Here is a 23686-nt window from a genome sequence, read left to right on the forward strand (position 1 = left end):
AATAAAATGAAAAAGCGATTTTTTGAGCGGTATAACACGCTTCGAAATCAAATATTGATCCTGTTTGTTGCCGTGATGAGCATTGTGCTCCTGTTCGTCGGGCTTGTCACGTTCCAGCTCGTCTCGGATTTAATCAAGGACAATGCTGAAGCGCAGATGAAGCAGACAGCGGTGGAGGCAGCCGGCCGGATTGATTCGCTGTACGATCAAATTAATTTAATCAGTAAACAGGCCGCCACTAATACGATGGTGCAGCAGGTGCTGGAAAATGAGCAGGACGGGGTTCCGGTTTTGTTTCAAGAGCGCCAGCAGCTGATCCAGCATATGAATGAACTGCTAGCTTACTCGAATGGCATTACGTCCGTGGAGCTTTACACAAATGAGGACAAGCAAATCATTCCACTCGGGCGGAGCGGGACAGGTGCTGTATTGAAGTCAAACTGGAAGCAGAAGGCGGATGAAAACAAAGGCAGCCTTGTCTGGATTGGCGAAGATTCAAGCAGTCCGTATGATTATTTGGCCATTCGCCGGGTCAACCTGCTGAATGATTCGTTTGAAGGCGGCGGATATTTACTCATCAAAGTCGCTAAAAATTATTTTCAGCTTGTGGAAAAGTCAACGCAAACAAAAGGCTATATGGTGCTGTTGGACCAAACCGAACAAATTATTTCATCAAATTATACCGATACGTCCACAGCGTTAACGATTGTCCCCGATAAAAAAGAAGGGTACATGGAGGCAGAGCAGTACTCCGCTTTAACGGGGTGGCGGCTGATGGTTTTTACACCCGAAACGATCGTGATGGAAGGGATGTCAGTGGTCCGTTCGGCCGTTTTGATCTCAGGCTTTATTGGATTCCTGTTATTTTTCGTTTTATCGTACTTTATGTCTACTGTCGTAACGAAGCCGATCTTTCAATTAATGCGTACGATGAAAAGAGGAAGAAAAGGCAAGCTTTCTTTGCAGCCTCTCAGCTCATCCACGATTGAGATTAACGAATTAAACAAAACGTACAATCAAATGGCGGGGGAAATTAATCACTTAATTCAAGTCGTTTACGAAAAGGAGCTGCTCCGGAGCAAAACGGAATTAAAAGCGCTCCAGTCGCAAATCAATCCTCACTTTTTGTTTAATACATTAAACGCGCTTTACTGGGCGCTAGAGGAAAAGGATGAGGAGCTGGCAGAACAGGTTATTGCCATGTCGGAACTGTTCCGTTATACAATTGAAACAGACGAATGGGTGACGGTGAATCAGGAAATCCAGCACATCGAACGGTATATGCAGCTGATGAAGCTGCGGATTGGCAGCCGCTTTTCCTGGGAAATAAATGTGCCTGAGCCTCTGTTGCATGTCAGAATGCCGAAGCTGTTAATTCAGCCGCTCGTAGAAAACGCCTTAATTCACGGTGTAGCAAAGAAAACTGGAAACGGCCATGTGTCCGTTGATTTAAAAGCAGTGGATGCCTTTATTCATGTGACGGTCGCAGACAACGGGATGGGAATGAAAGCGGAGCAGGTGAAAAAAGTGATGGAAGCGATTCAAACCGAAACGATGGAATCGCTAAAAGGAAATGGCATTGCCATGATTAACGTAAACAAGCGTCTTCAGTTGTATTATCCAGCACATACAGAAGCGAATTTACGCATATCGAGCATTTACGGACAAGGCACAGTATGTACGTTTGAACTGCCAGTGAAAGAGGGGGAGCAGCTTGTACAAAAAGACAATTCTGTTAGTTGATGACGAGCCAAATACGAGACGAGGCATTACGAAAACATTGGAGAGCTGGTCAGAAGGGCGATTTTCCATTTTAAGCGCTGAAAATGGACGGGAAGCTCTTGATTATGCGAAGCAGTATCGGATTCACTTGCTGGTAACGGACATTTCAATGCCTGAAATGGATGGTCTTGAGTTGTTGCGGTCACTGAAGGCGGAACAGCAAAGTCTGGTGGCGGTTGTCCTGTCAGCTTATTCAGAATTTGACTATGCGCAGGAAGCACTGCGGCTCGGGGTCGTGAATTATTTACTGAAGCCTGCAAGCAAGCGCATGCTCATTGAAGCGGTAGAAGAAGCTCTTCAAATCGAGGAAGAACGGACAAAAGTAAAGACGATCACCCGGATTGCCGATGCCAGGCTGATGGATGTACAGGAAAAGACGCTTGCCGCCGGACCGGTTAAGCAGGCAATGCACTATATCGATCAGCATATTGAACATCCGCTGAGCTTAAAGGAAGTGGCTGAGCATGTTCATTTAAACCCAAACTATTTCAGTATGCTGTTTAAAGAGCAGGCTAACATGACTTTCAGCGAGTACGTGACACGCGCACGCCTGCAAGAAGCGAAAAGCCTGCTGATTAAAACAAACCTTTCCATTGAGGAAGTGGCGGAGCGCGTCGGCTACAGCACCTCTAAATACTTTATTAAAATCTTCAAAGAATTTGAAGGAATTACGCCAAGTAAATACAAAAAAGTAAAGTAAGCGCTTATCTTAAAAAAAGAGAATTTTTGCTGAATTCTGTTACCTTACCCGCTCTCGGCTTAGATGATACTATTTGAAGTGTAGTCATCATCTATCGCAAAAAGAGGGGGTATTTATTTTGTTGAAAAAGAAAGCGTTTGCACCTATGTTTGTTTTTATGCTTAGCATTGTACTGCTTTTGGCAGGCTGTTCTGGTTCAGAGGAAGGCGGAGGAGAGGCCGCCAACAGCGATGATAAAGTCGTGAAATTCATGCATCTATGGCCTGAAGGAAGCTCCAAGCAGCACAATTTAATCGTAAAAGACATTATTACGGAATTTGAAGCAGCGAACCAGGGAGTAAAAGTTGAAACAGAGATTTTAAGCAATGAGCAATATAAAGAAAAGTTAAAGGTGTTGTCTGCATCAAATGAGCTTCCTGATGTCGGCATGACGTGGGCAGCGGGCTTTATGGACCCCTATGTAAAAGGCAATATGTTCGCACCGCTTGATGACCTCATTGAGCCGGATTCATTTGTTTCCGGTACAACAGAAGCCTATGCGGTGGACGAAACAACGTACGGTTTGCCTTTGGAGCTGAACATTGCACCGGTTTTTTACAACAAACAAATTTTTGAAGAATACAATCTTGATGTGCCAGAAACATATGAAGAGTTTCAAGCAATTGTGAAAACGTTATCGGAAAACGGTGTTACACCGATTACGCTCGGCAACAAAGACCGCTGGACAGGTTCCATGTGGTACATGTACCTGGCGGATCGGATCGGCGGACCGCAAGTGATCACGGATGCGATTAACCGTGAAGGTACATTCGAGGATCCAGCTTTAGTCCAGGCGGCTGAGGAAATTCAGTCACTCGTTGACATGGATGCTTTTGTAAAAGGATTTAATGGACTTTCAAATGATGAAGCAAAAGGGCCGTTTATGAACAATCAAGCAGCAATGTACTTGATGGGCTCATGGGAACTGCCAAACTACACAACAAACGAAGATGTACCACAGGAATTCAGAGATTCAATCGGCTTCTTTAAATTCCCGGCAGTAAATGGCGGCAAAGGGGACATTAATAGCTTTGTTGGTGGTCCAGGCGTTGGCCTTTTCGTTTCGGAAAACTCAGAGGTAAAAGAAGAAGCAAAAGAATTCGTCAAATTCTTCGTCGAAAAATGGGGCGAGCGCTCTGTAACAGGCGCTGGTGTTATTCCAGCAACGAAAGTAGACACTGCTTCAATTGAATTGCCTCAAATGTATATTGACGTGTTGAATGAACTGAATGCTGCAAGCAACATTACGCTTTATGCAGACGTTCAAATGAGTGCAGCTGTTGCGCAGGAGCACTTGAACTTAATTCAGTCGTTATTCGGAAAAGAGATTTCGCCTGAGCAGTTTGCGAAAGAGCATGAAGAAGTACTGAAGGCAGAGGAGTAAAGAAAAAGCGGGGGTGACCCCGCTTTCTTCTCAAAAAAGAAGGAAAAGGAGATGAAAAAAGAATGGATAAAGTGATGTCGAACAAATTCGTTATTTCCCTTTATGTCCTCCCAGCCCTGCTGCTCATTCTCACACTGATTTATGTCCCCATCGTTCTCACCGGCTATTACGGATTAATGAAGTGGGATGGCATCGGAGAAATGACGTTTATCGGTCTTGAAAATTATACGAAGCTGATCCAGGACGCAGACTTTTGGGGGAGTGCGTACCACTCGTTTTTATTGGCTCTTTTTTCAGCGGTCAGTTTAATTGGCTACCTCGGAATCTCCCTTATTTTAACGAGCAAAATTAAAGGGGCAAATACACTTCGGAAGATTTACCTCATTCCGATGCTGCTGTCTTCCGTCGCGATCGCCCAGCTTTGGTCCAAAATTTACCACCCCTCAAACGGCATGGTAAACAGCTTTCTGCAAAGCATTGGCATCGACAACCCGCCGGCATGGTTAGCAGAGCCAAGTCTCGTTCTTCCGGCTATTTTTGTGGCGATTATTTGGCAATATGCGGGCTTTTATATTTTAATTTATTATGCTGCCTTGAAGAACATTCCGGAATCATTGATTGAAGCTGCCCGGATTGACGGAGCCACTCCGCTTCAAATTGCCTGGAAAATTAAAATTCCATTGATCGCCGGCGTCATTAAAGTGACGATTGTGCTGGCTATTGTCGGCTCATTGAAATATTTTGACTTGATTTATGTCATGACCGGCGGCGGTCCAAACGGTTCCAGTGAAGTCATTGCCTCTTATATGTATCAAAAAGCGTTCGGCAGCTATGACTTCGGTTATGGAAGCGCCATCGGATTTTTCCTGCTGCTGATCTGTTTAGTTGTTACGTGGCTCATTCGCAAGCTGACGGCAACGAAAGAAGAAATTCAATATTAAAAAGGAGCGGAGCATATGAGTACGATTGCGCAAGCGAATACAAAGCATGAAGCAAAACGAAAGAACAGCGCTTTTTCCAAACTCGGATATGGTGTCCTTTATGCCATTTTGGGCCTCATTGCCGTATTGCAAATTTATCCGCTCATCTGGCTGTTTTTCTTTTCTTTAAAAGACAATCAGGAAGTGTTTAATGAATCGCCGTTTTCGCTTCCGACGGATCCGAAGTGGGAAAACTATACACGGGTCTGGACCGACGGAAATATCGGCCTGTACTTTTTCAATAGTATATGGATCACAGTGACAGCGGTTGTAATGACGGTTCTGCTGGCCAGTTTTGTGACATTCGCTATTACCCGGATGAAGTGGAAGTTGAGCAAGCCGGTGCTTGGCCTGTTCATGGTCGGATTGATGATTCCTGTTCATTCCACGCTGATTCCGCTTTTCGACTTTTTCTTGAAGCTTAACTTAATTGATCATCCACTGTCTGTGGTGCTGACGTATACGGCGTTTAATTTGCCGCTGACGATTATGATTTTGCTCGGCTTTTATTACACATTGCCGAAAGAAGTGGAAGAAGCGGCCATTATGGACGGCTGCTCCATTCACCGTTTGTTTTTCCAGGTCACATTGCCGATGACGCTGCCGGTCGTCTCGACAACCGCCATTATTAACATGATTTACAACTGGAATGAATTTGTGTTTATTAATACGTTTATTAGCTCGGACCAGTATAAAACGCTGACAGTCGGTATTCAAAATTTCATTGGCCAGTACATGACAGAGTGGGGGGCCATTGGTGCCACACTGATGATCAGCATCATCCCGATTTTAATTGCGTTTTTGTTTTTAAGCAATCGAATTGTGGAAGGCATCGCGGCTGGTTCCGTGAAAGGATAAAGGAGGAGCAGAAGGATGATTCAAAATCCAGTTTTAACAGGTTTTAATCCAGATCCAAGTATTTGCAGGGTAGGCGATGATTATTACATTGCCGTCTCCACGTTTGAATGGTTTCCTGGTGTTCAAATTCATCACTCCAAGGACTTGAAAAACTGGCACCTCGTCAGCCAGCCGCTGAACCGGGTATCCCAGCTGGATATGAAGGGAAATCCGGATTCCGGCGGAGTGTGGGCGCCTTGCCTGAGCTATGCAGAGGGGCAATTCTGGCTGATCTACTCCGATGTCAAAGTGGCGGAGGGCGATGTATGGAAGGACGGGCACAATTATCTTGTTACTTGCGACACGATTGACGGCGAGTGGAGCGAGCCGGTTTATTTAAACAGCTCCGGCTTTGACCCTTCCCTGTTTCATGATGAAGACGGGAAAAAATATTTGTTAAACATGGTGTGGGATCAGCGGGTGCACAATCATCGCTTTTACGGCATTTCGATTCAGGAATACAGCCATGCGGAGAAAAAGCTCGTGGGCAAGGCAGACGTCATGTTTAAAGGGACCGAGATTGGCTTAACGGAAGCGCCGCATCTGTATAAGATCGACGGCTGGTATTATCTCTTAACCGCAGAAGGCGGAACCAAATTTGAGCACGCCGCCACGATAGCACGGTCGAAAAGCTTAACAGGCCCGTACGAGGTTCATCCGCAAAACCCACTGCTTACTTCCTGGCATGATCTGCACAATCCGCTTCAAAAAGCGGGGCATGCATCGATCGTTCAAACGCAGAACGGGGACTGGTACCTGGCGCATTTAATGGGGCGTCCATTAAAAAGACCAGGCAAAAAGCTGCTGGAGGAAAGAGGCTTCTGTCCGCTTGGAAGAGAAACAGCGATTCAAAAGCTGGAATGGCGGGACGGCTGGCCGTACGTGGTCGGCGGCAACAGTCCATCCGTTGAAGTGGAAGCGCCAGACCTGCCGGAAGTGAAGTGGGAGGCGGATTTTCCAGAGAAGGATGATTTCCGTACAGCCCAATTAAATCATCACTTTCAAACGCTGCGCATTCCGTTTAATGAAGAAATCGGCTCTTTAACAGATCGGGACAGCCACCTCCGTTTGTACGGCCGGGAATCGCTTCACTCGCAGTTTACACAAGCCCATGTGGCAAGGCGCTGGCAGCACTTTTCCTTTGAGGCAGAAACGAAGGTCGAGTTCGAGCCAGACACGTTTCAGCAAATGGCCGGGCTGACGTGCTATTACAACATTCGCAACTGGGTATTTGTCCATGTGACATGGCATGAAGAAAAAGGAAAGATCATTGACATCATGACATGCGACCAGTTCAAAGCGGACCGGCCGATTCACGGCTCGGAAATCCAGGTGCCGGATGAAGTGAAAGCGATTTATTTGCGAGTGAACGTACAAAAAACAGTTTTCTATTTTGAATACTCCTTTGATGGACGTGAGTGGCAAGGTATTGAAAGACAATTTGACTCGATTAAACTTTCAGATGACTACGTTGATCAAGGCGGTTTTTTTACAGGTGCGTTTGTGGGCATGTGTGCAATTGACATGACAGGCAGCCGAAAGCCTGCTGACTTCGACTATTTCTCATACAAACAGAAGGCTGATGAAACGAACGACTAAGGAGGGTTACGATGGAGCAGACAGGAAAAATGGAAGGTGCTGAAAAACGGAATTCTTTGACGCAAAGCAAATGGGCTAAAAACATGGCGCTTATTCGCAAAGACTGGCAGCTGTATACGCTGCTGATCATTCCGATCATATATTTGCTCATATTCAAGTATTTGCCAATGGCCGGAAATATTATTGCCTTTCGCAAGTTTGTACCAGGCGGCAGCATTTTCGGAGAAGAATGGGTTGGATTCTATTATATTAATATGTTCATAAATGATCCGACGTTTTGGCGGGTGTTCAGCAATACACTGATTCTCGGCGGTCTTACTCTATTAATCACCTTTCCAATGCCGATTATCTTCGCGCTGCTGCTGAACGAAGTTAAAGCTAAGCGTTTTAAGAAGTTTGTGCAGACGGCCTCTTACCTGCCTCATTTCTTGTCCATCGTTATCGTAGCAGGTATGGTCCTGCAGTTAACAGCCATCAATGGATCAATCAATACGCTCGTTGAGTTTTTTACAGGAGACAAAATAAATTTTATTCAGCAGGCGGATTGGTTCAGAACAATTTACATTACCTCTGAAGTTTGGCAGGGAATGGGCTGGGGAGCGATCTTGTATCTGGCCGCATTGACCACCATTGATGAAAGCCTGTATGAAGCAGCGAGAATTGATGGAGCAAATCGCTGGAAGCAAACACTTTATATAACGCTGCCAGGTATGCTGCCAACCATTGTTGTTTTGCTCGTACTGAATATCGGCAGCTTTATGGCGGTTGGGTTTGAAAAAATCCTTCTATTATATAATCCGCTGAACTACGAAACAGCTGATGTGATTTCGACTTACTTGTATCGTATCGGTTTAGAATCAAATAATTTCAGCTACGCAACAGCCATTGGCTTGTTCGAATCAATTATCGGGTTAATTCTCGTTTTGTCTGCCAACTTTATTTCGAAAAAATTAACAGAAACAAGTTTATGGTAAGGGGGAGCCGTTATGCAGGAATCCGTTCAGTATAAAGTATTCAAAGTCTTTAATGTGTTTGTCTTGTCCCTTATTGTGTTCTTGACACTTTATCCATTTTTAAACGTTGTGGCGCAGTCTTTCAGCAGTGAATCCTATATTAACGCCGGAGAAGTAAATATCATTCCAAAAGGCTTTAATGTGGAAACATACAAAATGATCATGTCAGACCGGATGTTCTGGATCAATTACAAAAACACGATCGTTTACACAGTGGTAGGGACCGCACTCTCGATGGTTGTGACGACAATGTTTGCTTATGCGCTTTCAAAGAAACGACTCGTCGGACGAAATTTTTTCATCATGTTCGCAGTATTTACGATGTTTTTCAACGGAGGCTTAATTCCGAACTACGTGCTCATTAACACGCTGGGTCTCGACAACTCCATGTGGGCAATTGTTCTGCCGGGCGTGATCAGCATTTATAATATGCTGATTATGAAAGCGTTTTTTGAGAATGTACCCGAAGAGCTGGAGGAAGCGGCCTCTATCGATGGCTTGGGCACGTACGGTATTTTATGGAAAATCATATTGCCTCTGAGTAAAGCGGTAATGGCCACGATGGTGCTTTTTTACGCCGTTGCTTATTGGAATTCCTGGTTTACCGCGTTTCTTTACTTAGATGAAAAGGAATTGTTTCCGGTAACGATTTACCTTCGGAATATGATTGCAGGTGCTTCAGGAAGTATGGCGGCGGGTGCAACATCAGCAGATAACCTGACTCAAATTGCTGCAAATATCAAATCGGTTACCATGGTGCTGACAATACTACCAATCTTGACGATTTACCCGTTCGTTCAGCGTTATTTTGTTTCAGGAGTTATGCTTGGATCCGTTAAGTAAGATGACAAAAAGACACTGTCTTTTTCCATAATTAATGCTCAAACAAAGGGGAGAGAAAAATGAAAAAACGGTTTAAAACATTGGGAGCAGCAACAGCACTGGCAACAGTTTTGGCAGGATGCGGAAATGGGGGCAGTTCATCTGAAGGGGCAGAGGATACAACAAAAGGAGCTATGGACGGCTATGCGGTAGGGGATACTTTCCAAGCGACAGAGGATATTACACTTCCTATTCTGTACCTGGATCAGCCAAATTATCCGTACAACAAAGACTGGCTTCTTTGGAAAGAAATTGAGGAAAGAACGAACGTAGAGCTAGAACCAACGATCGTTCCTTACAGTGATTACGCACAAAAGCGAAGTCTGCTCGTCAGTTCGGGAGATGCACCTTTGTTAATTCCTAAAACATATCCGGGCGAAGAGCAGCCATTTGTTTCATCTGGAGCTATTTTGCCTGTAAGCGATTACGTGGACAAGATGCCCCATTTCCAAGAAAAAGTAGAGAAATGGGAGCTTGAGGAGGAAATTGAGTCGCTTCGTCAGAACGATGGGAAATACTACCTGCTCCCGGGTCTTCACGAAAATGTATGGCCGGATTGGACATTACTTGTCAGAACAGATCTTTTTGAAAAGCATAATATTGCCATCCCGAAAACATGGGAGGAGCTTCAAGGAGCGATGCAGCAGCTGAAAGAGCTTTATCCAGAATCAACTCCACTTTCAGATGCTTATAAATTTAACAGTACACTCAATTTAGCAGCAACAGCATTCGGCACAAAAGCGGGCTGGGGCTTCGGGAATGGATTAACATTTGACGAGTCGTCAGATGAGTTTATCTATTCGGCTACAACAGATGAATACAAAGATTTGCTGACCTACTTCAACCAGCTTGTAGAAGAAGGATTGCTCGATAAAGAAAGCTTTACGCAGGAGGACGATCAGGCTGTCCAGAAATTCGTGACAGGAAAATCGTTCATGATTAACGGAAACTCACAAACTGTTGTCCAGTACCGGAATGATATGGATAAAACGCTTGGTGAAGGAAATTATTCAATTGCCAAAATTACCGTACCCGGCGGCCCGGCAGGACAAGTGATGTCTGGATCAAGATTGGAAAATGGTGTCATGATTTCGTCCAAAGCAGCGGATAGCGAAAATTTCGATGCCATACTGCAATTTGTTGACTGGCTGTACTACAGTGACGAAGGACAGGAGTTTGCAAAGTGGGGCGTTGAAGGTGAAACATTTACGAAAGAAGATGGCAAACGCAAGCTTGCTGAAGATGTGAATTACATTGGTCTGAATCCGGCAGGGACAAAAGATCTTCGCGTCGATTATGGCTTCTCGGGCGGTGTCTTTGCTTACGGTGGAACGACTGATTTATTGCGCTCAATGATGAGTGAGGAAGAAATTGCATTCCAGGAAGATATGGCAAGTACAAGAACGGTTATTCCGGCTGAACCGGCCATTCCATATGCACCGGAAGACAGAGAGCGTGTTACGCTGCTAAGCACACCGCTTAAAGACCATACCGATCAGAATACATTCAAATTTATTTTAGGGGAGCGCAGCCTGGAGGAGTTTGATGCGTTCGTTCAGGAATTGGAAGCGCAGGGCTTACAGGATTACTTGGATGTTTCAAATAAGGCTTATCAGGACAGCAAGTAAAAACGGCCTGAAATAGGAAGGGCAGGATTCCGCTTAACGATAAACGGAATCCTGACTTCATTTCAGCATTAAAGTGGGGCTGGAAAATGAAAAATGTACTTGTAGATGATGTGATCAAAAGGTTAACTCGTTCTGTCCATCTGGAGGAAACCGTTGATGGACTGCTGTCTGGAAGCGGTCAAACGAAAGTAACAGGGATCGTCGTTACGTTTATTGCTTCGCACGAGGTTATCGACCAGGCGATTCAAAAAGGAGCCAACTTGATTATTTCACATGAAGGTTCTTTTTACAGTCATCACCGAGACGACGGCAAACAGCGCCAAGATCCTGTATGTAAGGAAAAGAGCAGGTTGATCAACGATTCAGGAATGGCCATTTACCGTTTTCACGATCATCCGCATCGTTATGAGCCGGATGCTATCACAAACGGTCTAGTGAAAAAACTGGGCTGGGAAGAATTTGTTTTAGAAAAAAACAAAACATCCACAATTGTTTCAATTCCGGAAGCGACAGTCCAAGAAATAGCCAACCGTGTGAAAGAAAAACTTTCCATTCCTTTTGTTCGTATCACGGGGGATGCATCGATGACGTGTTCACGTATTGGCTTGCTTGCAGGATACCGGGGCGGCGGCCAGACGGTGATCCCGCTAATGGGAACAAAAGAAGTCGAAGTGATTATCGCAGGAGAAGGACCTGAATGGGAAGCGCCAGAATACGTGAGAGATGCGGTTTACCAAAAGCGAAACAAAGCGCTGATGTTTATTGGGCATAGTGAAAGTGAAGAGCCGGGAATGAGTGACGTAGCAGAGCTTCTTTCATCTGCTTTTCCTGCTATTCCTGTTCACTTTGCTGCATCGAGACCTTTATTTCAATGGATATAGTTTTATAAAATGATGAAAGAGGTGCGAGCATGGAGCAGCGAAAAGAGTTTGGTGAAGGCATTCTTTATATCTTCTCTAATTATATATACAACTTCATGGTGACGAATTTCTTCTTTGCGGCAGCCAATGTTGTTTTTCTGTTTTTCTTTATGACGTTGATCCAGTCTGTTTCAAACAGTCTGCTGTACTACCTGGCTTTAATTCCAGCTGGCCCCGCAATCAGTGCGCTGCTTTATTCGATGGATAAATTAGCGCGTACAGGCGATCTGTCACCCGTTCATGATTTTGCGTATGGCTATAAATCCAACCTGAAGCAAACGCTGCTCATTTGGGCTTCTATTTTGACAGTATTGTTTATTTTAGTAATTGATATCGTGTATATGCGCCAATCAGCTTCACTTGTAAACGTAGCGTTTTCAGCTATTCTTCTCGTGTTTTTGGCCATTTGGGTATTGGTTTCATTAAATGCATTGATCATTAATTCAAGATTTTCATTTCGAAAGCGAGATTTATTTAAAATTTCTGTATTTTATATTTTGAAAAAGTGGAAAACAACGCTTGCCAATGTAGGTTTATTTATGGCAGCTGCCGTTTTTTTATCCGTTACAACCGATTTTCTGCTGCTGTTTCTTTTCAGTCTGCTAGCTTTCTTCATTATGAAGCAGTCGCAGCCTATGTTAAAAGATATTGAGAAGAACTTCGTACAGCCTCAAGAAACCAATAATTATAAAAGAAAGGCAGCGATCTCATGAATAAAATTTATTTTGGTGGAGATTACAACCCGGAGCAATGGCCGGAGCAAGTATGGACAGAGGATTACAACTATTTTAAGGAAGCGGAAATTGACACACTAACGCTCGGTGTTTTCTCGTGGGCGCTCATTCAAAAAAGCGAAGATACATATGATTTCACCGAAATGGATGAAATCATGGAACGAGCTCGAAAAGAAGGCAAGAATGTTTGTATGGCGACAGGGACGGCCGCACATCCGCCATGGATGGCACACCAGTTTCCTGATGTTACCCGTGTTGATTTCGAAGGACGAAAGCATAAGTTCGGCATACGCCACAATTCTTGTCCGAACAGCCCGGCATATAAACGCTTTTCGAAAAAAATGGCGGAAAAAATGGCGGAGCGCTATGGCGACTATGAAAATATCATTGCCTGGCACATTAACAATGAATACGGCGGCTCTTGCTACTGTGAGCACTGTGAAGCAGCATTCCGTGTTTGGCTCAAGAAAAAGTACGGCACGCTCGATAAGCTGAATGAAGCGTGGAACACAAAGTTCTGGTCACATATTTTTTACGACTGGGAAGAAATCGTAGCGCCAAATGCACTAAGTGAGCACTACGGCCGTGAAAACGTTACAGCCTTTCAAGGCATCACTCTTGATTATATGAGATTTAATTCCGACAGCATTCTGAATAATTTTATCGCAGAAAAAGAAGTGCTGAAAAAAGCTACTCCAGCTATTCCGGTTACAACGAACTTTATGGGCATGTACAGACCGCTTGATTATTTTAAATGGGCAGAGCATCTCGATTTTATTTCCTGGGATAACTATCCTCCTGATATGCAGTCTGAAGCCCGCATGGCGTTAACACATGATCTGATGCGCGGCTTAAAGAAAGGAAAGCCGTTCTGGCTGATGGAGCAGACACCGAGCACAACGGCCTGCCGCGATTTTAATGCGGTCAAGCGCCCGGGCGTGATGCGTCTTTGGAGTTACCAGGCGGTTGCTCACGGATCAGATTCGGTTCTGTTTTTCCAAATGAGGCAGTCAAAAGGAGCTTCTGAGAAATATCACGGGGCGGTGCTTGATCACTCCGGTAAAACCGATACACGTGTCTGCATTGAAACGGCGAAGCTTGGTCAGGAATTAGCTAAAATCGGCGACGCCTTCACAGGTGCAGAATCCAAGGCTCGAATTGCCATCGTGTTTGATTGGGACAGCTGGTGGGCCGTTGAAATATCGGACGGACCGTCTCGCTATATCAGCTATCAAAAAACAATGATTGATTACTATAAAGCGCTGTTTCATTACAACGTAGATATTGATTTGATCAGTGTGGATGATGATTTTTCTTCCTATAAGCTGGTGATTGCGCCGCTTCTTCATATGATGAAAAATAATTTTGACCAGCGAATTGAACAATTTGTCCAAAAAGGCGGAACCTTCCTGACAACGTATTTAAGCGGGATTGTCGATGAGAACGATAATGCCATTTTAAGCGAAAGACCGGGCCTTTTGAAAAAGCTGATGGGCATTCGCATTGATGAAACGGATACACTGCATCCCGATGACAAAAATTATATCGAACTAATCGCTGATGGCTGGGAAGGCACTTACAGCTGCGATACAATCTTTGACTTGATTCAAGCCAAGGAAGCAGAAGCGGTTGCCGTTTATGGTGATGACTTTTATAAAGGCATGCCAGCTGTTACAAAAAACCACTTTGAAGCAGGAGAAGCCTGGTATATAGGCGCACAAGTGGAAGCGGGCTTTTTAAAACAATTATTCGGAAAGATTCTAGAGGATCTGGCTATTCAGAATCCAATTAATGCAGAGGAAGGCATTGAAATTCGAAGCCGTTTTAAAGACGAAGAGCAGTACGTTTTTATTTTAAATCATGCACAAAAAGCAAGAAAAGCGGTTTTAGACGGTGTCTACAGGTCGTTACTGGATGACAGACAGTACAACGGCAGCGGCGAAACCATTGAAGTCGCTGCTAAGGATGTAGTGATTTTAAAGAAAATGTAGAAAGTCAAGTGCCATATTAATATGGCACTTGCACCTATTTACAAGTGATTCTTAATAAAGGAGCAAACCAATATGAAGGTAACGTTTCGCTGGTTCGGACAGGATGACGACAGTGTTACTTTAAAACAAATCCGTCAAATTCCCGGCATGTACAGTGTTGTTGGAGCGCTTCATGATCTTCCTGCTGGGGAAGTGTGGCCGCTTGACCGGGTGCTGGCACTCAAAAAGGAAATCGAGCAGGAAGGCATGGCGTTTGATGTGGTTGAAAGCGTAAATGTACATGAGGATATTAAGCTCGGACTGCCCACGCGCGACCGCTACATTGAAGCGTATCAGGAAACGATCCGGAACCTGTCTGAAGCTGGGGTGAAAGTGATCTGCTATAACTTTATGCCGGTTTTTGACTGGACACGCTCCCATCTGGCCAAAGAACTTCCGGATGGTTCAACGGTCATGGCATATGAAAAAGCGAAAGTGGAACAAGTTGATACGCAAGTTCTGATTGACATGATGGGAGAAGAAGCAAAAGTCTTTTCCTTGCCGGGATGGGAACCTGAACGGATGAAAACCATTAAACGCTTATTTGAACAGTACCAGAACATAACAGAGGAGCATCTTTTTGAAAACCTGCGCTACTTCCTGGAGAAAATCATACCCGTAGCCGAAGAATTTAATGTTCGAATGGCGATTCATCCGGATGATCCGCCCTGGCCGATCTTTGGGCTGCCGCGTATTGTAACAAGCAAAGAACAGCTGGAAAGAATTGTTCAGATCGTTGACAGTCCTTCCAATGCAATAACACTTTGTTCGGGCTCTCTCGGTGCTAATCCAGCAAACAATATTCCTGAGATTACCCGCTTTTTTGCTGAAAAAAACAAGATAGCCTTCGCGCATATCCGCAATGTGAAAATCGAAGACAATGGCGACTTTTATGAAAGCTCTCACCGGAGTGAAGACGGATCTATTGATATTTACGCCGTTGTAAAAGCGCTCCATGATACAGGATTTGATGGGTATTTCCGTCCGGACCATGGCCGGATGATCTGGGGAGAAAAAGCTCGTCCGGGCTATGGCTTATATGATCGTGCACTCGGAATTATGTATATATTAGGGATATGGGATAGCCTGGAAAAGGAAAAGGAGGAGAAGCAATATGTTAGCTATTCATCCGGCGCTGCAAAATAAAACGGCAGTTATTACTGGAGGGGGCGGTGTTTTGTGCGGCAGCATGGCAAGAGAATTAGGCCGCCAGGGGATGAATATCGCGATATTAAACCGCACATACGAGAAAGCGGTTAAAACAGCAGAGGATATTCAGCGAGCCGGCGGAACAGCGATAGCCATCCAGTGTGATGTGCTTGATAAAGAAAGTGTCGAACAAGCGGAAAAACGAGTGTTTGAGGAATTTGGTGCATGTGATCTTTTAATTAATGGGGCGGGAGGCAATCACCCGAAAGGGATCACAACGAAAGAAACATTTGAAAAAAGCGATTTGAAAAAAGAAGATATTGTGACATTTTTTGATATGACACCCGAAGGCTTTGAGTTTGTCATGGATTTGAACTTTATCGGGACGCTGATTCCGACGCAAATTTTCTCAAAACGAATGATTGAAAACGGCGGCTCGATTATTAACATTTCTTCCATGAGCGCACCAAGCCCGATGACTAAAGTACCGGCATACAGTGCAGCAAAAGCAGCGATTAATAATTTTACTCAATGGATGGCTGTGCATATGGCTGAAAGCGGCATACGTGTAAATGCGATTGCACCCGGATTTTTTCTGACCGAGCAAAATCGCGGCCTTCTTTTGAAAGAAGACGGAAGCTATACAGAACGGATGGAAAAGATTGTGTCGCATACGCCAATGAGACGACTGGGCAAGCCGGAAGATTTACTCGGCTCACTCCTATGGCTGGCAGATGACACAGCAAGTGGTTTCGTGACAGGCATTATTGTTCCTGTGGATGGCGGCTTTATGTCTTATGCAGGCGTCTAATAGAATGAAGGAGATGATCGAATGAATACCATTCAAACAGTTCAAACAAGCAAGTCCTACAAATGCTGGCTCCAGTATGATGCTGTCGTGAATCAGCAGCGCAAGGAAGAATATTCGGTTATTGCAAAGGTGATTAGCAAGCAATTGGACTCACCGGCTGCAGATGCAGCAGCAGCTGAATTGAAAATGGCCTTTGAGTCTATGCTGGGTATTCATGCGGAAGTAAAGCATGAAAAACCAGAAGCGGGCGTATTGCTGTCCATAGCGGAGTCAGCTGATTATTTAACGGACGAAGGATTTGAAATCAAAAAAGAAGGGTCTCGCCTCCTTATTACCGGAAAAACGGATAAAGGCCTTTTATACGGTGCGTTTCATCTGCTTCGAGGAATGCAGACAGGAGAGCCGCTAGCGAAAATAGAGGGAATTCAAAATCCGGCTAATCCGCTCCGGATGATCAATCAGTGGGACAACATTGACGGAAGCATTGAGCGGGGCTATGCAGGCGCCTCTATTTTTTATGAAAATAACGAGTTTACGAAAGACCTTGGCCGTATTCAGGATTATGCCCGTCTTCTTGCTTCGGTAGGGATTAACGGTGTGTCGATTAATAACGTGAATGTGCATAAAATTGAAACCGATATGATCACCTCTGTTCTTTTGCCAGATGTGGCCAAAATAGCTGACATCTTTAGGCAGTACGGCATCCGTTTATTTTTAAGTGTGAATTTTGCCAGTCCGATTGAGTTAGGCGACTTAAAAACGGCAGACCCGCTGGAGGAAAGCGTGAGACAGTGGTGGAAGAATAAAGCGGAGGAAGTCTATACGTATATTCCGGATTTCGGCGGGTTTGTTGTGAAAGCGGATTCGGAACACCGTCCCGGCCCTTTTACATATGGACGAAACCATGCAGACGGCTCGAATATGCTGGCAGAAGCGTTAGCACCCTTTGGCGGTCTTGTAATCTGGCGCTGCTTCGTTTATAACTGCATGCAGGACTGGCGTGATCGCAAAACAGACCGTGCACGTGCTGCCTATGACCACTTTGAGCCGCTGGACGGTCAGTTTTTAGATAATGTCATTTTGCAAATTAAAAACGGACCGATGGATTTCCAGGTGAGAGAGCCGGTTACACCGCTGTTTGGAGCAATGCCGAAGACCAACCAGGTAATAGAATTTCAGGTGACGCAGGAATATACGGGACAGCAGCGGCACCTTTGCTATCTAGTGCCGCAATGGAAAGAAGTGTTGAACTTTGATACGTATGCAAAAGGGAAAGGATCGGCAGTTAAGCAGGTTGTGGACGGGTCGATGTACGAATATAAACACAGCGGAATAGCGGCGGTTTCGAATATTGGGAACGATGAAAACTGGACAGGCCATACGCTGGCTCAAGCGAATTTCTATGGATACGGACGCCTTACCTGGAATCCGGAGCTTTCCTCAGAAGACATTGCGAAAGAATGGATTTCCCAAACCTTTGGACCGGATGAATCCATGCAGCAGGTGATCTCACATATGCTGCATGATTCCTGGCCGATTTATGAAAGTTATACGGCGCCTCTCGGTGTTGGCTGGATGGTCAACCCGGAGCACCATTACGGACCGAATGTGGATGGCTATGAATACTCTGTCTGGGGGACGTACCACTTTGCAGACTGTAATGGAATTGGTGTGGACCGCACGATCGAATCAGGTACAGGCTATACCAGTCAGTATTTCAAAGAGAATGAACGCTACTATAATTCAATTGATACGTGTCCAGATAATTTGCTTCTCTTTTTCCACCACGTTCCTTACACGCATGTACTGAAGTCGGGAGAAACGGTTATTCAGCATATATATAATACACATTTTGAAGGAGCGGACGAAGCGGCAAATCTTGTGGAAACGTGGTGCTCATTAAAGGACCGCATTGATCCACAGCGCTTTGATGCTGTACTCAAAAGGCTCGAAGAACAGGCAGAACATTCCAAGCAGTGGCGCGATAGGATCAATACGTATTTTTACCGGAAATCCGGCATTGAAGACAAACAAAAACGGACGATTTATTAAAGGAGGTGGAGAATATGAGAGCAATTGTGCTGGAGGAACCGAAAAAGCTGGTGCTGAAACAACTCGAGATCCCGGAGCCTGGAGAAAACGAAGTGCTGATCCAAGTGAAAGCCGTTGGATTATGCGGCTCGGATATCCATTATTATGAACACGGAAAGATCGGAGACTTTATCGTTGAAAAACCGATTATTCTCGGCCATGAAGCATCGGGGGAAATTGTGAAAGCGGGCAAAGGTGTTGTGCATTTGCAGCAAGGACAGCGCGTCACGATTGAACCGGGTGCTACGTGCGGTAAATGTGAGCATTGTCAGAATGGACGTTATAACTTATGTGAAAAGGTGGAATTTTTAGCAACACCTCCATACGACGGCGCTTTTTGTGAATATGTCGTCATGCGCTCCGATCTTGTTTTTCCGATTCCGGACCAGATGAGCTATGAAACGGCAGCTTTAATAGAACCGTTTTCTGTTGGACTGCACGCGGTCAGTCGCGGAAACCTTCAAGAGGGGGAAACGGTTCTGATACTAGGGATGGGACCGATCGGGCTCATGACAGCAGCTGCGGCCAAGCTTCACGGTGCAGGAGTTATTATCGGCGTGGACCTTGAAGACTCAAGGCTTGAGAAAGCAAAAGAAATGGGCGCCACCCATGTAATTAATATCCGGACTGATTCAGTTGATGATAAAATAATGGAATATACAAAACGTAGAGGCGTCGATGTAGCAATCGAAACAGCGGGAAGCCCTGCTGCATTGAAAAGCATGATCGCTGCAGTCCGCCGGGGCGGCAGAGCGGTTATTGTCGGAATGTCTCCGGAAGATGAATCTCCGCTGAACATTGCTCAAATCATTAACAAGGAAATTGATGTAAAGGGGGTGTTCCGTTATCATCACACCTACCCAAAAGCCATTGAACTATTATCATCGGGCAAAGTGAATATTGAACGGATGATTACGGATTCATATGAACTGGAGCAGGCGGAAGAAGCATTTGAAAAATCGATTCATGATAAGCAAAATACATTGAAGATGATGATCTATCCAAACGGCAGGTAACGGTATAGGGGATAAGGCGCAGAGGGGGGGATTGGAGTGGACACGCATGTTTCAAGGGGGCATTCAGCATTATCTACAAAGGAACAAGTGTATCACCTGCTTAAAACGCGCATTTTAAATTTGCAGCTTACACCAGGTACAAGCATTTCGGAAAAGGAAATGTCAATTGAGTTCAATGTGAGCCGTACGCCTGTACGAGAAAGCTTTCTTCGACTGGCTCAGGAAGGGCTGCTTGATATTTATCCGCAAAAAGGCACATTTGTCTCACTTATTGACTTGAACATGGTCGAGGAAGCAAGATTTATGCGGGAGCATCTAGAGCGCGCGGTGGTGCGCATCGCCTGTGAAAAGCTAGATCAGGATCACCTCTTTGCACTTGATCTGAATCTAAGCATGCAGCGGCTCTGTATTGAACAGAAAGATTACAAGAGAATGTTTGAACTGGATCAGGAATTTCACAGAACCATTTTTGAAGGCTGCCGCAAAATGAACGTGTGGCTTGTGATTCAGCAAATGAACAGCCACTTTAACCGGGCTCGTATGCTTCGGCTGGCGACCGATTTAAACTGGGGTGTCATCTTTGAACAGCATACCAGCATTGTAGAAGCGATCAAACAACAGAACGCAGAGAGCGCCGAAAGCTTAATGAAAGAGCACTTAATGATGGCTTCTGTTGACCGGGAATCGTTGAAGAAAAATTATCCGGGATATTTTAAATAAGATGGACGATTGAGTAGAAGTCTTGAAGGCAATTTTTCAAGGCTTTTTTTAATGAGACAAAAAATGATTGTCAGATTATCTAACGAAGTCATTGTGCTGGTAATATCTCCATGATAAGGTAATCATGTTCTTATTTATGTTACTTAATATAACATTACCGTGTCAGGTAGATGGGGAGATGACAGGATGACACCAATTGTTGGATATGCGATTTTACTTATTTTTGGCGTGTTTTTCACGGGGCTGACCATTGTAATGCAGCGCCGCCGCGGTACAGCGATGACCGCAGAGCAGTTTAGTACAGCGGGAAGAAGTGTAGGGACGGGGCTTGCCAGTGCCTCGATCATTGCGGCTTGGACGTGGGCAGCTACACTTATGATGTCTTCGGCAACAGGCTATCAATATGGGATCAGCGGTCCTTACTGGTATGCAGCGGGAGCGACGATTCAAATTTTGCTGTTTGCGATTGTGGCGATTCACTTGAAACGTAAAGCACCAAATGCGCATACATTTCTTGAGTTTATATCACAGCGCTTTGATAAAAAGAATCACCGGTTGATGATGTTCTTTGCGCTTATGACTAATATTATCGTGACAGCGATGGTCATTCTGGGCGGGGCAATTGCTTTGAACTCATTAACGGGCATGAATATTTTTATAGCAGCTTTCCTGATTCCAATTACGTTTACGATTTACACGATGATCGGCGGCTTGAAAGCGTCATTTGTCGCTGATTATTTGAATACCGTCATGATCTTTATTATTTTGGCGATTTTTGCCGCAGCGGTTTATTTTAAGTTCGGTATGACATCTGTGTATGATGGCCTGCAAAATATGGGCGATTCGGCTTCCATGCTGACGATGGCATCCATCCCGGGCTTAATGTTCGGCATGATTAATATTATCGGAAATTTCGGAACGGTTTTTGTGGATCAAGCCTACTGGCAGCGTGCCATTGCAAGTACTGACAGCGCGGCATCCAAGGCGTATATTTATGGAGGCATCGCCTGGTTCTCCATTCCGTTTGCGATTGCGACCTTCCTCGGTGTGAGTGCAGCCGGTCTTGGCATCGCTGTTCCGACACCGGATGCGGTTGCCCCGTTAATGGCAGCAGAGCTTCTCGGTACAGCCGGCTCGATTTTGTTCCTGGCGATGCTGTTTATGGCAGTTATGTCGACAGGTGCCGCTGAGCTGACGGCGATTACAAACATTATCGTGACTGATATTTATTTAAAAAGCGTCAATCCGAAAGCATCGAGCCAGAAGATTTTGGCTGTGTCGCGAAAAGTAACGCTTAGCTTTGGCCTGGCGATGGGCTTGATTTCGGTTTTGTTATTTTACATGGGTATTAGTCTCGGCTTTGTTTACATGGCAATGGGTATTTTTGTAAGTGGAGCGGTTATTCCAGTATCACTCGGACTTATGTGGAAAAAGACAACAAGTACAGGCGCCTTTTATGGTGCGTTGTTCGGCATGATTGGCGGGCTGACAGCGTGGATGACAACCGCGTATGTGAACTTCGGCTTTATCGGTGTTGAATCACTAGGGGACTTAATGTCGATGCTGATCGGCAACTCGACGGTCTTTATCGTCAGCGGTGCCATCGTGATCGGGCATAGCCTGGCAGCGAACCGCGACTTTGATTTTGATTCATTGAAGGACAAGTTTAAGAGCTTTGATGAGCATGGGGGTGAAGAAGAGGAAGAGAAACTCAGAGTGAAGAAAGGAGTGGCGTACGATGGATGAGAAGCAGCTGTTGAAAGATGCCAGAACGTGTACACGCTGGGCGCTTAGCTTGACGGTTGTGTTGATCATTCTTTGGCCGGGCGTCATGTTTTTAACAGGCTATGAGTACAGCCTTACGTTCTTTAAAGGCTGGGCCGCTCTTGCTTTTACGTGGCTGATTGTAGCGGGAACGTTTATTACAGCGCTGCCGATTGTGGAAGCGAGAAAAGCGAAAAAAGCAGGACAGTAAGGAGAGAAGAGGATAGTCCCATAGCGGGCTATCCTTTTTTTGTGTTGATGGTTGATCGTAATTTTCGTTAACAGGCAAATTCCAGGCGTTTGGCGCAATTCTTTCGTTTAGGGCGCAAATCCCATGTTTACGGCGCAATCATCACTTAATTGCAACGTATCTGCAGGAATTGCGCCATACATGGAGAGATCAGCCGATGCGATCATTCTGCTTCCAAGCTTTTCGCGGTTTCACATTGCTTTTCCATTAACAGTGGACAGTAAGGACATTTATCGAAGCCGGGCACTTCTTTGTACAGGCAGCACGTGAGCCGTTTAAAGTTTGCCATCGCATCTTCTGGCGACTGCTTTTGCAGAAATCGTTCATATTGGGGCAAAAGCGACAAATCGCGTGTATCCTTTATAACGTGGACATACATCCACAGCATGTAGCCGAAAAAGTTTTCCCGGGAAATAACTGCGGGCAGCCGGGCATTTTTCGCCATCAGCGAAACGACTGGATCAACAAGACGTTCCAGCAATTTTTCTATCCCCTCATCTCCGCACACTTCCCACCGGTCATGGCTTAATTGAAACAGAATCGGCCACGGCTCTCCTTCACCGATGACAATCTCCACTTCCGCAGCAGAGCCTGTCCACACTTTCCGTTCGGCAGCGAAAACAGCCAGATGGCCTGTGATAAATAAGCCATATCTTCTCATGAACATCGAGGCTGCTGTTGGAGCAGTGAGGACGCCGAGGTCTTGCTGGGCTGATTCTGAAAGCAGCTGTATATTCTCAGCCCACGACCGAACCGTTCCGATTGGCTCGCGTCCTTCCGTAAATTTAAACATCGCTAAATCCATCCCGATCCCCTCCGTTCCTTTCATTATAATAGACGGCCGTTCTTAGAAAAAGCATAAGCCTCACGCCGTTCCTTTGTTCGAACGGTTTCATATTGTATGAATAAGAATGGAGGTGAATGTATATGTACAAAGATGATTGCGGCTGCACAAAGCGGGCAGACTTCAATCCAGGCAAAAAATGCGACAACAGCTGTATCGAAGGACTAAAGGAGCGCCTTCACCGCTGCGAATGGGTTTTGATCTACACAACGGGCGACAGCTCACCCGTGTTCGGTCACATAAAAAAAGTAACATGTGACGTTGTGGTGCTGGAGCAGGTTTCCGTGCCGATGCTTATTCCGTATGTGACAGAGGTGGTTGTGTCTCTTTGCCAAATCACGAAGTTTGTGAAGCTTGGGGGTCCCGGGTTCAACGCGGATAGCGTGACAGATGCCATGAAGAAACGAATGTAATAGAAAGAAGCCGTCACTTTATCAGGTGACGGCTTTTTCT

At 45.2% G+C, this 23686-nt stretch carries 21 protein-coding genes; 20 read left to right on the forward strand and 1 reads right to left on the reverse strand.

The window, feature by feature from the left end; translation table 11 throughout:
- Positions 1-6 precede the first annotated feature (6 nt).
- The 19 genes from BW952_RS13755 (at position 7) to BW952_RS13845 (ending at position 22350) form a co-directional block, all read left to right on the forward strand.
- Complete coding sequence (locus tag BW952_RS13755; RefSeq protein ID WP_045849014.1) at positions 7-1743, forward strand: cache domain-containing sensor histidine kinase; 1737 nt, start codon at positions 7-9, stop codon at positions 1741-1743.
- On the forward strand, positions 1715-2482 hold the full coding sequence (locus BW952_RS13760; protein WP_045849015.1) for a response regulator transcription factor: 768 nt from the start codon (positions 1715-1717) through the stop codon (positions 2480-2482). Before BW952_RS13755 ends, BW952_RS13760 begins: the two co-directional genes overlap by 29 nt.
- 121 nt (positions 2483-2603) lie before the next feature.
- Entirely contained in the window at positions 2604-3905 is a 1302-nt protein-coding gene (locus BW952_RS13765; RefSeq protein WP_045849057.1) for an extracellular solute-binding protein, read from the forward strand.
- 62 nt (positions 3906-3967) lie between these two features.
- Positions 3968-4846: a carbohydrate ABC transporter permease gene (locus BW952_RS13770; protein ID WP_045849016.1), complete on the forward strand. Its 879-nt coding sequence runs from the start codon at positions 3968-3970 to the stop codon at positions 4844-4846.
- 15 nt (positions 4847-4861) lie between these two features.
- Complete coding sequence (locus tag BW952_RS13775; protein ID WP_045849017.1) at positions 4862-5743, forward strand: carbohydrate ABC transporter permease; 882 nt, start codon at positions 4862-4864, stop codon at positions 5741-5743.
- A gap of 15 nt (positions 5744-5758) precedes the next feature.
- Entirely contained in the window at positions 5759-7381 is a 1623-nt protein-coding gene (locus BW952_RS13780; RefSeq protein ID WP_076496323.1) for a glycoside hydrolase family 43 protein, read from the forward strand.
- 29 nt (positions 7382-7410) lie between these two features.
- The gene (locus BW952_RS13785) at positions 7411-8355 is read left to right on the forward strand and encodes an ABC transporter permease (protein WP_045849058.1); all 945 of its coding nucleotides are present in this window, start codon (positions 7411-7413) and stop codon (positions 8353-8355) included.
- A gap of 12 nt (positions 8356-8367) precedes the next feature.
- Positions 8368-9237: a carbohydrate ABC transporter permease gene (locus BW952_RS13790; RefSeq protein WP_045849021.1), complete on the forward strand. Its 870-nt coding sequence runs from the start codon at positions 8368-8370 to the stop codon at positions 9235-9237.
- 59 nt (positions 9238-9296) lie between these two features.
- Positions 9297-10904 carry an ABC transporter substrate-binding protein gene (locus tag BW952_RS13795; protein ID WP_045849022.1) on the forward strand — a complete coding sequence of 536 codons (1608 nt, stop codon included), beginning with the start codon at positions 9297-9299 and terminating at the stop codon, positions 10902-10904.
- A gap of 86 nt (positions 10905-10990) precedes the next feature.
- Complete coding sequence (locus tag BW952_RS13800; protein WP_045849023.1) at positions 10991-11785, forward strand: Nif3-like dinuclear metal center hexameric protein; 795 nt, start codon at positions 10991-10993, stop codon at positions 11783-11785.
- A gap of 29 nt (positions 11786-11814) precedes the next feature.
- Positions 11815-12537, forward strand: coding sequence for a YesL family protein (locus BW952_RS13805; RefSeq protein ID WP_045849024.1), 723 nt, complete (start codon positions 11815-11817; stop codon positions 12535-12537).
- Positions 12534-14549 carry a beta-galactosidase gene (locus BW952_RS13810; RefSeq protein WP_045849025.1) on the forward strand — a complete coding sequence of 672 codons (2016 nt, stop codon included), beginning with the start codon at positions 12534-12536 and terminating at the stop codon, positions 14547-14549. Before BW952_RS13805 ends, BW952_RS13810 begins: the two co-directional genes overlap by 4 nt.
- A 72-nt stretch (positions 14550-14621) precedes the next feature.
- The gene (gene uxuA / locus BW952_RS13815) at positions 14622-15734 is read left to right on the forward strand and encodes a mannonate dehydratase (RefSeq protein WP_045849026.1); all 1113 of its coding nucleotides are present in this window, start codon (positions 14622-14624) and stop codon (positions 15732-15734) included.
- A complete protein-coding gene (locus tag BW952_RS13820) occupies positions 15703-16548 on the forward strand; it encodes an SDR family oxidoreductase (protein WP_045849027.1) in 846 nt (281 codons plus the stop codon). Before uxuA ends, BW952_RS13820 begins: the two co-directional genes overlap by 32 nt.
- A 21-nt stretch (positions 16549-16569) precedes the next feature.
- The gene (locus tag BW952_RS13825) at positions 16570-18600 is read left to right on the forward strand and encodes an alpha-glucuronidase family glycosyl hydrolase (RefSeq protein WP_045849028.1); all 2031 of its coding nucleotides are present in this window, start codon (positions 16570-16572) and stop codon (positions 18598-18600) included.
- A gap of 14 nt (positions 18601-18614) precedes the next feature.
- Complete coding sequence (locus BW952_RS13830) at positions 18615-19655, forward strand: NAD(P)-dependent alcohol dehydrogenase (protein WP_045849029.1); 1041 nt, start codon at positions 18615-18617, stop codon at positions 19653-19655.
- A 30-nt stretch (positions 19656-19685) separates the two neighbouring features.
- Entirely contained in the window at positions 19686-20375 is a 690-nt protein-coding gene (locus BW952_RS13835) for a GntR family transcriptional regulator (RefSeq protein WP_414735768.1), read from the forward strand.
- A gap of 186 nt (positions 20376-20561) precedes the next feature.
- Positions 20562-22121, forward strand: a complete 1560-nt coding sequence (locus BW952_RS13840; RefSeq protein WP_045849031.1) for a sodium:solute symporter family protein — start codon at positions 20562-20564, stop codon at positions 22119-22121.
- Complete coding sequence (locus BW952_RS13845; RefSeq protein WP_045849032.1) at positions 22114-22350, forward strand: hypothetical protein; 237 nt, start codon at positions 22114-22116, stop codon at positions 22348-22350. The genes BW952_RS13840 and BW952_RS13845 overlap by 8 nt, the downstream gene beginning before the upstream one ends.
- 202 nt (positions 22351-22552) lie before the next feature.
- On the opposite strand, the gene BW952_RS13850 is transcribed toward BW952_RS13845, so the two are convergent.
- Entirely contained in the window at positions 22553-23194 is a 642-nt protein-coding gene (locus BW952_RS13850; protein ID WP_045849033.1) for a (2Fe-2S)-binding protein, read from the reverse strand.
- Positions 23195-23316: 122 nt separating this feature from the next.
- On the opposite strand from BW952_RS13850, the gene BW952_RS13855 reads away from it, so the two are divergent.
- On the forward strand, positions 23317-23646 hold the full coding sequence (locus tag BW952_RS13855) for a hypothetical protein (protein WP_045849034.1): 330 nt from the start codon (positions 23317-23319) through the stop codon (positions 23644-23646).
- Positions 23647-23686: the final 40 nt, after the last annotated feature.

Source organism: Domibacillus enclensis (assembly GCF_900156125.1).
Taxonomy (GTDB): domain Bacteria; phylum Bacillota; class Bacilli; order Bacillales; family Domibacillaceae; genus Domibacillus; species Domibacillus enclensis.